14 protein-coding genes are annotated in these 13,090 nt (G+C 68.7%); 7 read left to right on the plus strand and 7 right to left on the minus strand.

The window, feature by feature from the left end; translation table 11 throughout:
• Window positions 1-254: 254 nt before the first annotated feature.
• On the plus strand, window positions 255-1,304 hold the full coding sequence (locus PM1_RS08200; protein ID WP_009620592.1) for a diguanylate cyclase: 1,050 nt from the start codon (window positions 255-257) through the stop codon (window positions 1,302-1,304).
• On the opposite strand, the gene PM1_RS08205 is transcribed toward PM1_RS08200, so the two are convergent.
• The 3 genes from PM1_RS08205 to PM1_RS08215 all read right to left on the minus strand — a co-directional run bounded on the left by PM1_RS08205 (window position 1,292) and on the right by PM1_RS08215 (window position 2,650).
• On the minus strand, window positions 1,292-1,663 hold the full coding sequence (locus PM1_RS08205) for a hypothetical protein (protein ID WP_009620590.1): 372 nt from the start codon (window positions 1,661-1,663) through the stop codon (window positions 1,292-1,294). The genes PM1_RS08200 and PM1_RS08205 overlap by 13 nt on opposite strands.
• Before the next feature lie 91 nt (window positions 1,664-1,754).
• The gene (locus PM1_RS08210; RefSeq protein WP_009620588.1) at window positions 1,755-2,096 is read right to left on the minus strand and encodes a carboxymuconolactone decarboxylase family protein; all 342 of its coding nucleotides are present in this window, start codon (window positions 2,094-2,096) and stop codon (window positions 1,755-1,757) included.
• 71 nt (window positions 2,097-2,167) lie between these two features.
• Window positions 2,168-2,650, minus strand: a complete 483-nt coding sequence (locus PM1_RS08215) for a GreA/GreB family elongation factor (protein WP_009620586.1) — start codon at window positions 2,648-2,650, stop codon at window positions 2,168-2,170.
• Window positions 2,651-2,778: 128 nt separating this feature from the next.
• Between PM1_RS08215 and PM1_RS08220 the strand changes: the two genes are divergently transcribed.
• Complete coding sequence (locus tag PM1_RS08220; protein WP_009620584.1) at window positions 2,779-3,210, plus strand: hypothetical protein; 432 nt, start codon at window positions 2,779-2,781, stop codon at window positions 3,208-3,210.
• A 6-nt stretch (window positions 3,211-3,216) separates the two neighbouring features.
• Here the strand turns inward: PM1_RS08220 and PM1_RS08225 are convergent, their stop codons facing one another.
• Window positions 3,217-3,651 (minus strand): RcnB family protein, encoded by a 435-nt coding sequence (locus PM1_RS08225; RefSeq protein WP_024128552.1) that lies wholly within the window; start codon window positions 3,649-3,651, stop codon window positions 3,217-3,219.
• A gap of 278 nt (window positions 3,652-3,929) precedes the next feature.
• Here PM1_RS08225 and PM1_RS08230 point away from each other — a divergent pair, with 278 nt between their 5' ends.
• The 4 genes from PM1_RS08230 to rmuC all read left to right on the plus strand — a co-directional run bounded on the left by PM1_RS08230 (window position 3,930) and on the right by rmuC (window position 7,240).
• Window positions 3,930-4,298 (plus strand): antitoxin Xre/MbcA/ParS toxin-binding domain-containing protein, encoded by a 369-nt coding sequence (locus PM1_RS08230; RefSeq protein ID WP_009620580.1) that lies wholly within the window; start codon window positions 3,930-3,932, stop codon window positions 4,296-4,298.
• Window positions 4,299-5,069 (plus strand): RES family NAD+ phosphorylase, encoded by a 771-nt coding sequence (locus PM1_RS08235; RefSeq protein WP_009620578.1) that lies wholly within the window; start codon window positions 4,299-4,301, stop codon window positions 5,067-5,069.
• A 75-nt stretch (window positions 5,070-5,144) separates the two neighbouring features.
• Window positions 5,145-5,351 carry a hypothetical protein gene (locus PM1_RS08240; RefSeq protein WP_009620576.1) on the plus strand — a complete coding sequence of 69 codons (207 nt, stop codon included), beginning with the start codon at window positions 5,145-5,147 and terminating at the stop codon, window positions 5,349-5,351.
• A 524-nt stretch (window positions 5,352-5,875) separates the two neighbouring features.
• Complete coding sequence (rmuC, locus tag PM1_RS08245) at window positions 5,876-7,240, plus strand: DNA recombination protein RmuC (protein WP_161788527.1); 1,365 nt, start codon at window positions 5,876-5,878, stop codon at window positions 7,238-7,240.
• A 375-nt stretch (window positions 7,241-7,615) separates the two neighbouring features.
• Here rmuC and PM1_RS08250 read toward each other — a convergent pair whose 3' ends face one another.
• On the minus strand, window positions 7,616-8,503 hold the full coding sequence (locus PM1_RS08250) for a metal-dependent hydrolase (protein ID WP_009620572.1): 888 nt from the start codon (window positions 8,501-8,503) through the stop codon (window positions 7,616-7,618).
• Entirely contained in the window at window positions 8,500-10,287 is a 1,788-nt protein-coding gene (locus PM1_RS08255; RefSeq protein ID WP_009620570.1) for an SDR family oxidoreductase, read from the minus strand. The genes PM1_RS08250 and PM1_RS08255 overlap by 4 nt, the downstream gene beginning before the upstream one ends.
• Before the next feature lie 340 nt (window positions 10,288-10,627).
• On the opposite strand from PM1_RS08255, the gene PM1_RS08260 reads away from it, so the two are divergent.
• The gene (locus tag PM1_RS08260) at window positions 10,628-11,446 is read left to right on the plus strand and encodes a MerR family transcriptional regulator (RefSeq protein WP_043300329.1); all 819 of its coding nucleotides are present in this window, start codon (window positions 10,628-10,630) and stop codon (window positions 11,444-11,446) included.
• A 119-nt stretch (window positions 11,447-11,565) separates the two neighbouring features.
• Here the strand turns inward: PM1_RS08260 and PM1_RS08265 are convergent, their stop codons facing one another.
• Window positions 11,566-12,825, minus strand: coding sequence for an MgtC/SapB family protein (locus PM1_RS08265; RefSeq protein WP_009620567.1), 1,260 nt, complete (start codon window positions 12,823-12,825; stop codon window positions 11,566-11,568).
• Window positions 12,826-13,090 lie beyond the last annotated feature (265 nt).

The following is a 13,090-nucleotide window of genomic DNA, read 5'->3' on the forward strand; positions in this document are numbered from 1 at the left end:
GGTGGAGTTCTCATACCCCAGGCGGGGGCGGGCCTCAATCGGGGCGACGCATATCCGTAAGGAGTTGGCGTGCTTGCGGAAGGATCGGACCCGGTCGCGGGGGATGGCCTACAGACTCGTTCCGCCATGGGATTGGCGCTGTGGCCGGGCGATGGCGTGGGCGGGAGGTAATGTCAAATTGCCGCCAATCCGCGTAGGCGCTTTCCTGCCGATCTGCTAGCTTGCTCTATCGGATGCCTGGATCAGGATTATGTATGGGGGCTGTGGTCGGTAAGGGGTTGTCTTTCGCCAGGCGCATCTACGTGCCGCGCATGGTCGGGTTGGGCATCGGCTTCTTCTGCGTGGCGGCGGCGCTGGAGCCGTTGCAGCGGCCGGGTTGGGCCTGGGCTCTGCTGGTGGCCAACGGCTTTCTCTGGCCGCAGCTGGCCTACCAGTTGGCGCGCCTGTCGCGGGCGCCGTACCAGGCGGAGCGGCGCAACCTGTTGCTGGATTCGCTGTTCGGCGGCTTCTGGGCCGGCGCCATGCAGCTCAACCCGCTGCCGAGCGTGACCATCCTGTCGATGATGGCGATGGACAACATCGCCGCCGGCGGCCTGCGCTTCTTCCTGCTGGGCAGCGTGGCGCAGCTGCTGGGCGTGCTGCTGGCCTGGCTGTGCTTCGGTATCGCCTTCACCACCGTGGCCACGCCGCTGCAGGTGTATGCCTGCCTGCCGATGCTGGTGGTCTACCCGCTGGCGGTGGGCGGCGTGAGCTACAGCCTGGCCAGGCGCCTGTCCGAGCACAAGCAGGCGCTGCGCGCGGTCAGCCGCACCGACAGCCTCACCGGGCTGCTCAACCACGGTTCCTGGATGGACCAGTTGGAGAACGAATTCCAGAAGTGCCGCCAGCAGCACACCCGGGCCAGCGTGGTGCTGATCGACATCGACCACTTCAAGGGCATCAACGACCGCTTAGGCCATGTGCTGGGCGACATGGTCATCACCGAGCTGAGCCACCTGCTCACCCATTCGCTGCGTGAAACCGACACCCCGGGGCGCTATGGCGGCGACGAATTCTGCGTGATTCTGCCCGGCACCACCCAGACGCTGGCGGTGGAGATCATGGAGCGCTTGCGCCAGAGCTTCGCGGAAAAGCACTACCAGTTGGCGACGGACCTGTCCGTCGGCCTGAGCATCGGCGTGGCGTCCTACAGCCCCTACCAGGTGGATGCCAGTGCCTGGCTGAGCGACGCGGACAAGGCGCTGTACCGGGCCAAGCACCAGGGCCGCAACCAGGTGGTGGGCGCCGGGCCTCAGCCGCAGTAGCCGTCCATCTTCAGCCGGTTCTTCTCGCTGGGGTCGGCCTGGTACTGCTGGCGCCAGAACTGGCAGGGCGCGCTGTTGAAGCGCTGTTCCCGCTCGCTCTGTTCGAGTTGCCGGCTCTGTTCGGCCTGGGCCTTGCGCTGGTTCTCCAGGTACTGCTGGAACATCGCCGCGTTGGCATCCGGGATGGGCGCCGGAGCGCTGGCCGGCGCTGGCGACAGGCCGGCGGGCAACGGCAGGGGCGCGCCGGGCCAGAAGCGCAGGAGCAGGAGGCAGCTCAGGGCCACGGCGACGAAGCCCAGCCAGATGCCGGCAGCGATGCCTAGGGCGAGTTTGCAGAGACTGATGCTGGGCGAGGACATGGCGGCTCATCGTTGGGCGAAAGCGCAATGGATAACCCAATTCCGCCGCCGGAGAAAGCCTGGGCGCGGCGCCCGGCGCCGCGCCTGAACCTCAGCCCTGCGGCTGTTCGAAGGCCTCCAGCGCGCGCAGCGAGTAGACGTAGGCGGCGCCGGCGTTCATGGCGATCGCCGTGGCCAGCGCCTGGGCCACTTCGGCCTCGCTGGCGCCGGCCTTGCGCGCGGCCTCGGCGTGCACGCCGATGCAGCCGTCGCAGCGGGTGGTGATGGCCACCGCCAGGGAGATCAGCTCGCGGGTCTTGGCGTCCAGCGCATCGCCATCCGCGGCGGCGGCATCCAGCGCCTGGTAGGCGGCGATCATCTTCGGATGTTTCTTACCCAATGAGCCGAAGGCCTTCTTCACCGCGGGAACGTATTCGGACCAGTTGAACAGCATGGCGGCATCTCCTTTTCGGGTTGACGGCCATGCAGCTTAGTCCGGGATTCGCCGGTCTGCGGGCGGGGTGCTCAGAGCGTCGCGACGATCTCGTAGGCCTGGCGCGCCGAGCCCAGGCCGACCTCGATCTCGTCGCCGGGGTGGCGGCCGAGCAGGGCGCCGCCCAGCGGCGAGCGCGGGGTGATGACCAGGACCTCGTGGCCGTCCAGTTCGATCTTCAGGCCGGCGGCGTCCGGACCCAGGAACAGCCAGCGACGGCGGTCCTCATGGTCTGCCAGTTCGACCAGGGCGCTGGTCTGGATGCCCAGCTCGGCGTCGAAGTCGCGCAGCACCAGGCCCTGGAACGAGGCGAGCGCCTGGCGGATCTCCTCCACCCGGCGCGATTGCCCGGCGGCCAGGTAGGCCGCTTCCAGGCCGAGGGTGTCGTACTTGTTCTCGGCGATGTTTTCCTCGTGGGTGGCGGCCTCGTGGGCGGTGCGCGCGGCGCGGACGGCGACATCGAGGTCGGCGTCGAGGCGCTGGAGGATCAACTGGTGGGCGCGTTGCTTGTCCATGGTGACGGCTGCCTGGGCATGAAGGGGCCTATCCTAGGGCCTTTGCCTGGCATCGGCGAATGGTCTTTCAAGTTTTTCCTACAGCAGTCGATAGAGCGGCAGAACACCCGGAAAAAGGAACCTCGGGCATGAACCTTTCCCTGACGCCTTCCAGCCAGGCCCTCGCCGGTCAATTGCGGATAGCTGCCAATGGCGATGGCGGCACGGCGGCCGATGCCACCCAGGACGACGGCGCCGTGACCAGTCGTGGCGCGAAGGCCGGAAGCCAGGGCGCGGCTGGCGCCGGCGCCGAAAGCGGCGGTAGCTCCAGCGTCGCCGTCGAGCAGTTGCAGAAGCGCCTGCAGCAGCTGCAGAAGCAGTTGCAACAGGAGCAGCAGGAACTGGCGGCCGCGCAGGAGCGGCAATATTCCTCGGAAAACGAGCGCACCGCGATCATCATGGCCCTGCAGAGCCGCATCGCCAGCACCAGCGCCGCCATGCAGGCCACGGCGGCGGCGCTGGCCGAAGCGATCCGCAATGGCGGCGGTGGCGCCGGCGCCTTGCTCAGCACCAGCGCCTGAGGCGCCTCAATAGCCGGCCAGGATGTTGACGATCACCCCGGTGGCGATGGCCACCAGCACGTAGTCGCCGTTGACGTACAGCCAGCGATGGTCGCGCGGCGGCGCGTAGAGGTGACGGGCGCGCCAGTCGGTGACCCAGTAGCGGTCGCTGCGGTAGACCGGCTGCACCACCACGCCGCGGCGCCATTCGCGATGCGGCACCGGCATGCCGGCCTGCGGGCGGAAGTGCGGGTCGCGGTAGTAGCGCGGGTCGGCGTGGCCCGTGCGGCCCTGGTAGTGGCCGCCCTGGTGGCCTTTCTGCTGCTGGTATTGCTGGTGCTGCTGCGGGCGATTGTCCGGGCGGTTCGGGCCGTGGTCCGGGCCGGGGCCCGGCTGGGCGAAACTCGCCAGCGGGCTGCCGAGCATCAGGGCGGCACAGAGCAGGGCGACGGTCTTCTTCATGGTGTTCTCCTGGCGCGGCCGGCGGTTGCGGCGCGCGCTGCTATCGGTCGATCCCGGCACCGGGCGCAGCCGGTTCGGGTACTTCATGAGACCGTGCGTCCAGGTCAAGAAACGCCAATGTGGAGTAAAGGTCCGGTAAAGAATTCGTCGCTTTCGTCAGGGCGCTGATACATGGCCGCCCGAACCGCGTCCGGCGCTCTGCCGGAAAAGGGGAAGTGCTTTGTGCGGTTTTCACATTTGATGGTATGTTTGCATCAAATGCACGAAAGAGGTACGGCATGAGCGCACTGATCAGGGAAACTCCGTCGGCCGATCTGGTCCTGGCCAAGGCGGTACTGGCTGCCCGTGAGCAACTGGGCATGACGCAGCAGGAGCTGGCCGCCATCGTCGGCGTCGACCGCAGCGCGGTGAGCCGCTGGAAGAGCGGCGGCCTGCGGGTGGGCAGCAAGACCGGCGAGCTGGCGCTGCTGCTGGTGCGGGTATACCGCGCGCTCTTCGCCCTGTTCGGCGGCAACTTGGACGACATGCGCCACTTCCTGCGCACCCCCAACCGCCACCTGAGCGGTGTGCCGCTGCAGCGGATGGAGCAGGTGCAGGGCCTGGTGCAGGTGGTCGAGTACCTCGACGCCATCCGGGGCAAGATCTGAATGGCCCTCGACGCCGGCGCCGAACTGTGGCGCGAATGCCGGGGCGAGCAGGCCATCGCCCCGCTGCGGGGCAAGCTGGTGCGCCTGGTGGAGAGCCAGGAGCAGGTCGCGACCCTGCAACTGGTGGATACCCTGGAGGAGCAGGCCCTGCTGGAAGAGCTGATCGAGACCAGCAAGCCGCACCTGCCGCCGTCCACCGAAACCCTGCACTACCTGCTCAAGACGCCGTTCCGCTACCCGCCGCTGCGCTGGGGCTCGCGCTTCGGCCGGCGTCACGAACCCAGCCTGTTCTACGCCGCGTTGCGCCTGGAGACGGCCATGGCCGAGGCGGCCTATTACCGCTTCGTGCTCTGGGAGGGCATGGCCAGCCCGCCGCCCAGCGGGCGCATCCTTTCCGAGCACGCTTCTTTCGAGGCGCGTTTCCAGGTGCAACGGGGCATACGCCTGCAGGCGCCGCCCTTCGACAGCTATGCCGAGCGCCTGCAGGACCCGCGGGACTACCGCCTGACCCAGGCGCTGGGCAGCGCGATGCGCGCTGCCGCGGTGGAGGCCTTCGAATACCGCTCGGCGCGCTGCCCGGAAGGTGGGCTGAATGCCGCGCTCTTCGTGCCTTCGGCCTTCGTCGACAAGCGCCCGCGCAACCTCATGCCCTGGCTGTGCGAGACCACCGCCGACTACGTGGCCTTCAAGCATGCCCAGGTGCCGGGGGCGCCGCGGTTGTTCCCGCGCGCGGGATTCCTGGTCGAGGGCGACCTGCCGCACCCGGCGTGACCGTCCGTCGTCCTGCCCGCGCGGGGTGGGGCGAACGCGCTAGCTTATTGCGCTGGCCAAGCAACGGAGTGCGCCATGGACATTCGCCTGGAAGCCCATCCCCATGACCGCCGCCAGTGGCGCGTCTACCTCAACCAGTACTTCTTCCAGTACCCCGACAAGCCCGCCGCGCAACGCATGTACGAGCGCGTGCTGGAGTCGTTGGGTCAAGCCGCGCCTGTTGCCGGGGCGGGCAATATTCCTAGCCAGGAACGTCGGCGCAGAGCCCGCGAATGCGTCTGATTCGCTGCTGAAGCTTGCCTGAAAATCCCTTCGGATTGCCCTGAAATGAGGCGGTCCGCCCCTGTCCGGCGCGGACTTGTGCACAATGTTGGTGGCTGTTGTCAAGCGCTGGAAACATTCCTCCGTAAGCGCTTGATTTTTCGTTGAGCGTTTGTAAATTATTGATTTTTAATGGCTTTATTTATTGGTGAAAAAAGCACCAATCTAAGCGGCAGCCCCAGCGGGCAAGGCGTATAAGACGTTTTCATCACCTTATCCACGAAGTTATCCACAGCTTCTGTGGATTGTCCCAAGCGCTTGCTTTCCTTCCGCATTGTCAAGAGCCCTGACGGCAAAAGCCGCACTGAATTCCTATTCGCGGCTGCTACCATGACGCGAATTTTCCTGCGACCACCCGCCCTGGAGCGCCCATGCCCGTCGACTTGCCCAACCTGCTGATCGGACTGCTGGCCGCCACGCTGCCGCTGGGCTGGTTGGCCTGGCACCTGCGCGAGCGCGCGGCGCGGCAGGAGAGCGAACTGGCGCTGTTGCGCGAACGCCTGACCACCGCGCAACTGGCCCAGGATGGCCTGGGTGCGCAACTGGAGGCCGAGCGTGAAGCCTTCCAGCGCCTGAGCGGCCGACACGGCGAGCTGGCCGGCGAGGCCGCGGCCTTGCGCCGCGAGGTGGACCTGGGCCGCGCCGAGCGCGAGCGCCAGCAGCAGGCCGAGCGCAGTTGGCAGGCCGAGCGCGAGGGCCGCGAGGAGGAGCTGCGCCGGCTGTCCGCCGAACGCGCCGCGCTGGCTGCCGAACTGCGCGAGCAGCAGGAAGGCCACCAGCAGCGCCTGGGCGACCTGCAGGCGGCGCGGGACGAGCTGCGCGCGCAGTTCGCCGAGCTGGCCGGGAAGATCTTCGAGGAGCGCGAGCAACGCTTCGCCGAGGCCAGCCAGCAGCGCCTGGGGCAATTGCTCGACCCGCTGAAGGAGCGCATCCAGGCCTTCGAGAAGCGCGTGGAAGAGAGTTATCAACAGGAAGCCCGCGAGCGCTTCTCCCTGGGCAAGGAACTGGAGCGCCTGCAGCAGCTCAACCTGCGCCTGGGCGAGGAGGCGACCAACCTGACCCGCGCGCTCAAGGGCCAGAAGACCCAGGGCAACTGGGGCGAGCTGGTGCTGGAGCGCGTGCTGGAACACGCCGGCCTGGAGAAGGGCCGCGAGTACGAGACCCAGGTGAGCCTGCGCGCCGCCGACGGCGAGCGCTTCCAGCCCGACGTGCTGATCCGCCTGCCCGGCGACAAGCAAGTCGTGGTGGATGCGAAGGTCAGCCTCACCGCCTACCAGCAGTTCGTCGCCAGTGACGACGAGGTGATCCGCCAGCAGGCGCTGAAGCAGCACGTGCTGTCCCTGCGCAACCACGTGAAGGGCCTCTCCGGCAAGGATTACCGGCGCCTGGAGGGCCTGCATAGCCTGGACTTCGTGCTGCTGTTCATGCCGGTGGAGGCGGCTTTCTCGGTGGCCCTGCAGGCCGAGCCGAACCTGTTCCAGGAGGCCTTCGAGCGCAATATCGTGATCGTCAGCCCGACCACCCTGCTGGCCACCCTGCGGGTGATCGACAGCCTCTGGCGCCAGGAGCGGCAGACGCAGAACGCCCGCGAGATTGCCGAGCGCGCCGGCGCGCTGTACGACAAGTTCGTGCTCTTCGTCCAGGACCTGGACGAGATGGGCTCGCGCCTGCAGCAGCTGGACAAGGCCTACGCGGCGGCGCGCAACAAGCTCTGCGAGGGCCGCGGCAACCTGATCAGCCGAGCGGAACAGATCAAGCTGCTCGGCGCGCGGGCCAGCAAGAGCTTGCCGGGGGATTGGCTGGAGCGGGCGCTGGGCGACGAGCCGCAGGTTCTGGAAGAAGACAAATAGTCCTACGTTGCCGCGCTTTTCGTAGGAGCGAGCTTGCTCGCGCACCCTAGGCTGTGGCGCGGGGATTGAGTCCGCTCCCTCTCCCCAGCCCTCTCCCTGAAGGGAGAGGGGGCTAGTCCGTGCCGAGAGAAGGAATGGCTCCAGCCGGTAACCCTCGGTGTTGCCGGCTAACTCCAGAACACCCAGCTCTGCCCAACGGCCCCTTCTCCCTGAAGGGAGAGGGGGCTTGTCCGTGCCGAGAGAAGGAATGGCTCCAGCCGGTAACCCTCGGTGTTGACGGCTAACTCCAGAACACCCAACTCTGCCCAACGGTCCCCTCTCCCTTCAGGGAGAGGGTTAGGGAGAGGGTGCTCTTGCTCTTACCCGGAACTCCCCTCAACCCCGCGCCGCCCGACTCGCCGCCGGCGAGCGCGCCAGGTAGTCCAGGGCCTCCTGGGTGTTGGCCTCGTGGTCCGGGTGGTACCAGGGCTTGAAGTAGCGCAGGAAGCTTCCGGCCAGCGAGGCTCGCCGCGGCAGCAGGCCGCGTTTTTCGCTGTCGCGCCAGATGCGCCAGAAGGGCCGCGGCCTGCCCAGGCTCGGGTCCTGGCGGGCTAGGGTGCGGGTGCCGAAGGCGAACAGCCAGATGATCAGCGGCCAGACCACGAACATCCACAACTGGCGGCTGACGAAGCTGCCGCCCAGGTGCACGTGCAGGTCGTGGGCGACGTTGCGGTGCTCCACTTCCTCGGCGCCGTGCCAGCGGAACAGGTCCAGCAGCACCGGATCGGAGCCGGCGCGGTCCAGCGCCTCGGCTTCCAGCACCCATTTGCCCAGCACACAGGTGAAGTGCTCGACCGCGGCGACTATGGCGCAGCGCTGGCCGATCCACCAGCGGCGCAGCCAGGGCGTTCTGTTGAACAGCTGCAGCCCCAGCGGGGTGTCGCTGAGCAACTGCTCGAACAGGTAGTCCATGGCCTTCAGGTAGCGGCTGGAGTCGATGCCGTGCACCGTCAGGTAGCGCTCCACGGCGCCGGAGTGGGCGCGGGCGTGCATCGCTTCCTGGCGGATGAAGCCCTGCACGTCGTCGCGCATGCGCGCGTCCTTCACGAAGGGCAGGGCCTTGTTGTACAGGCGGCAGAACCACAGCTCGCCGGCCGGCAGCATCATGTGGATGACGTTGATGACGTGGGAGGCCTCGGCCTGCCCGGGGATCCAGTGCAGCGGCGAGGCGCTGTAGTCGAACTGCACCTTGCGTTGCACCAGGCGGTGATGATGGTCGGTCATGGTTGGCCTCGGGAAGTCAGGTCGAAACGGGCGAACAGGCGCGACAGGCCTGGCAGCAGGCGCCACTGCCAGCGCGCCAGGTGCACCTCGGCGCCGACGGCGACCACCGGCTGGTTGCGCTGCACGGCCTGGACGATCTTCTCGCCCACCCTGTCCGGGCTCAGCCGGCGCCGGCGGTAGAAGCGCTGCACCCTGGCGCGGCGGCGGGCCTGCTGCTCCTCGCTGAGGCCGGCGAAGCGGGTGGCCTGGACGATGCCGGTGTCGACGAAGCCGGGGCAGGCCGCGCTGACGCCGATGCCGTGCCCGGCCAGTTCGGCGCGCAGGCATTCGCTGAGCATCAGCACCGCCGCCTTGCTGGTGGCGTAGGCCGGGTAGTTGCGCGAGGGCGCGAAGGCCACGCCGGAGGCGACGTTGACCAGGTGCCCGGGCTTGCCGGCCTCGACCATCTGCCGGCCGAACAGGCGGCAGCCGTCGATGACGCTCCACAGGTTGACGCGCAGCAGGTGCTCCCAGTCCTGCGCGCTGGTGTCGAGCATGGCGCCGGCCAGGCCGATGCCGGCGTTGCTGACCACCACGTCGGGCACGCCCAGACTGCTCTTCACCCAGGTGGCGAAGCGTTCCATGGCGGCGCTGTCGCCGACGTCCACGCAATAGCTGAAGGCCGTGGCGCCAAGGCTGCGGGCCTGGGCGGCGCTGGCTTCGGCGGCGGCCGGGTCGATGTCCGCGGCGAGCACGCTGGCGCCCTGTTCGGCGAAGCGCAGCAGCGTGGAACGGCCGATGCCGCCGCCGGCGCCGGTGACCACCACCAGCTTGCCGGCGAAGGGCCCGGCGCCGGGTTTCTGCTGGGCGCGCTGCAGCGGCTGGCTGGCCTCGCCGCCGTCGATGTGGCGGGCGAATTCGTCGATCCAGCCGGCCAGTTGCTCCGGTTCGGCGAGCAGTTGCCAGTGTCCGGCGGCCACCTCGCGGCGCCACAGCCGCGGCGCCCACAGCGAAAGCTGCTGGAACAGCTGCTGGCCGACGTAGCGGTCGCGGGTCGGCACCACCAGTTGCACCGGCACCTCGGTATGGCGCTTGCGCGGCTTGAAGATCGAACCGATGAAGTTGGCCCGGTACAGCTTCACGCCGTGCTCGCCGTCGCTGGCCTGGTGCGGGTTGCGCCCGGGGTTGCGGATGCCCTCGACCTTGCGCAGGTACTGCGGCCACAGGCGCGCGGCGCCCAAGCGCCAGGACAGCGCCGGGAGCAGCGGCAGGTGGAAGTAGTAGATGTACCAGGAGTGCAGCAGCTGGCTGAGCATCTGCAGCAGCGCGGCCGGGCGCCTGCGCCGCAATCGGTCGCGCATCCAGTGGCCGACGTGGTCCAGGCAGGGCCCGGAAATGCTGGTGTAGGAGGCGATGCGCTGGCGCAGCGCCGGGTCGGTGACGCTCTCCCAGGTCTGGATCGAGCCCCAGTCGTGGGCCACCAGGTGCACCGCGCGTTCGGGGCTGACGGCGTCGAGCACGGCTTTCAGGTCCTGGCTGAGCAGCTCCAGGCGGTAGTCGCGGGTGCGCCGTGGTTTGTCCGAGGCGCCGGCGCCGCGCACGTCGTAGGCCACCACCTGGTAGCGGCCGAGCAGGCGGGCGATCAGCGGCAGCCAGACTTCGTGGTTGTCCGGGTAGCCGTGGACGAACAGCAGCATCGGCTTGTTCGCATCGCCCCAGCGGTACACCGCCAGGCGCACCGCGCCGGATTGCACGTCGAGGCGTTCGGCCGGCGGCAGGCCGGGGTTTTCGAGCATGGCGTTCATGCGGCCTCCCGTGGCGGCGGCGGGAGCGGATGGGCGGACGGGGTGCCTCGGGGCATGACGTTCTCCAGGCCATTGTTGTTGTACGGAGCGACCATGACATTGGTCGATGTCACGGTGGATGCTGACCCATTCGCCACGCCCGCGCCATGCCCGGCGGCGCTGTTACCAATGCGGGCAGCGGCGCGCAGCCCAGTTGTCATGCGGGTTTGGCGGCAAGGGCAGGGTGCGCGGGGCGATGAAGTCCCGCCTTTGGTTGGGCGTTGTGATGGGCTTCGCAAGCGCTTGGGTATTGATGCCTTGCGGTTGTGGCCGGCGCCGGGCGCTGGCTATGATCGCCGCCATGAGCACGCCCCTGAGCCTTCTGCAGCGCCTGCTCCAGCGCCCCGAGCAAAGCCCGGCGGCGCTGGAGGACGAGCGCGAATTCAGCGTCGACGAGCTGGCCCGCGAGGCCGGCAGCACGGTGCGCAACATCCGCGCCTACCAGGACCGCGGCCTGCTGCCGCCGCCCGAGCGGCGCGGCCGCAGCGGCGTGTACTTCGCCAGCCACCTGCGCCGCCTGCGCCTGATCGGCGGCCTGCTGGAGCGCGGCTACGGCCTGTCGAACATCAAGGAGCTGCTGGAAAGCTGGGAGCGCGGCCACGACCTCGACCACGTGCTGGGCCTGGACCAGGCCATCCTCGGCGCCTGGAACCTGGAGACTCCGGGGCAGATCGGCTTCGACGAACTGCAGGCGATCTTCGGCGACGAACTCAACGACGAGGTCATCGACCGCGCCCTGCAGCAGGGCCTGCTGCAATTCGACGGCGAGCGCATCAGCATCCCCAGCCCGCGGCTGTTCAACGCCGGCGTCGAGCTGTACCGCTCGGGCATTCCCCTGGCCGCGCTGCTGGAGCACCTGGCGGTGCTGCGCGGCGACACCGAGCACCTGGCCGCCGGCATCGTGCGCCTGGTGGTCACCCACCTGGTGGACAAGCGCGGCGCCGAGCTGCTGCCCGGCGCCGCCGACCTGGAACAGCTGGCCGAGGTGTTCATGCGCCTGCGCCCGCTGGCCGAGCAGGTGGTGCTGGTGGAACTGGCGCGGGGCCTGAAGCGGTCGGCCAACGAGATGCTCGGCGAGCGGGTGGGGGAGATCCTCCGCCAGTTCGAGCAGCCGCGCTGACGCCGCTTCTGCAAGGTGCTTTTCGTAGGATGGGTTGAGCTTGCGAAACCCATGCGGTCATGGCGATGGGTATCGCTTCGCTCCACCCATCCTACGGGCGTTGCATTGGCTCGCCTGATCTACACGAAGAGCAGCGTCAGCGCCCCCGCGGCGAGGCCGGCGACCATCACCGGTACGCAGCGCAGGGCCAGCCGGGCGCCGCCGACCAGGGCGATCAGGACGGCCTTGACCAGGCTGTTGCTGACCACGGCGAGGACGATGCCGTGCCCGGCCACTTCGGCGTCCAGCCCGCCCAGGGCGTTGCTGGCCAGGGACAGGGTGATGGCGTCGACGTCGGCCAGGCCCGAGAGCAGCGCCACCAGGTACACGCCGACGTCGCCCAGGTAGCGGTGCCCGGCCTCGACCAGGAACAGGATCAGCGCCAGCAGGGCAGCGAAGCGCAGGGCCGGTCCCAGTTCGAAGGGGTTCTTCAGCGGCGGTTCGCTGGTGGCGGGCGTCTCGTCCCGGCTGGCGCGCTGCCAATACAGCAGCGCGCCGCCGGCATAGACCAGGGTGGCGACGATCAGCGGCGGCAGCAGGTCCGGCAGCAGCTCGACGTTGACCAGGCCGACCTCCAGGGCCACCCGCGGGAACATCAGCGCCGAGGTGGCCAGCAGGCCGGCGGCCAGCAGCGGTTGCAGGCGGCGTTGCCCGTGCATGCCGGCGAGGGTGAGAGTCATTGCCGTGGAGGACACCAGGCCGCCGAGCAGCGCGGTGATCAGCAGGCCGTGACGGGTGCCGGTGAGGCGCACGGCGACGTAGGCGGCGAAGCCCAGGCCGGCGATCAGCACCACCATCCACCAGCTGGCGTAGGGGTTGAACACCTGCCAGGGACCGTAGCCCTGGTTGGGCAGCACCGGCAGCATCACCACCGAGATGAACAGCAGCTTGAAGGCCGCCGAGAGTTCGCGGGCGTCCAGGTGCTTCAGCGCGGCATGCAGGGATTCCTTCAGGCTCAGCAGCAGCGCCACCACCACGCCGCCGCCGGCGGCCAGCAGGCGGCTGTCGGCCACCGCCAGGCTGCCCAGCAGGAAGGTGGCGAGCAGGGCGACCTCGCTGGTCATGCCCTGGTCGCCGCTGCGGCCCACGTCGGCCAGGTAGCCGGCCACCGCCAGCAGGCCCACCAGCAGCGCCATCACCGCCCAGGCCCAGACGCCGAAGTGCCCGGCCAGCAGCGCGCTCAAGCCGCCCAGCAGGCCGGCCAGGGTGAAGGTGCGGATGCCGGCGACCTGGCGGATGTCCTCGAAGTCGCGCTCGCGCCAGCCGCGCTCGGTGCCGACCAGCAGGCCGATGGCCAGGGCGGTGGTGAGGTCGAGGACGAGTTCCATGTGGTCCAGCATCGCGGGGCGGCTCCGTGCGGGGATGCTGGGAGTCTAGAAGCTGACGGCGTGGAGGGGATGTTCCAGGTCAAGGCGGGGATGCCATTCGTTACAAGGGAATGGCGTGGCTGGGGTGGCGTAGGCGGATCTTATCCGCGAATCGCGCCGGTGGTTCCGGCTATCGCGGACAAGGTCCTACCCCCTCCGGCAGGCACAAGACCCGTAGGATGGTGTTGAGCGAAGCGATACCCATCAGCGCAACCGCATGGGTTTCGCAAGCTCAACC

The sequence above is a fragment of the Pseudomonas sp. M1 genome (genome assembly GCF_022760135.1).
Taxonomy (GTDB): domain Bacteria; phylum Pseudomonadota; class Gammaproteobacteria; order Pseudomonadales; family Pseudomonadaceae; genus Pseudomonas; species Pseudomonas citronellolis.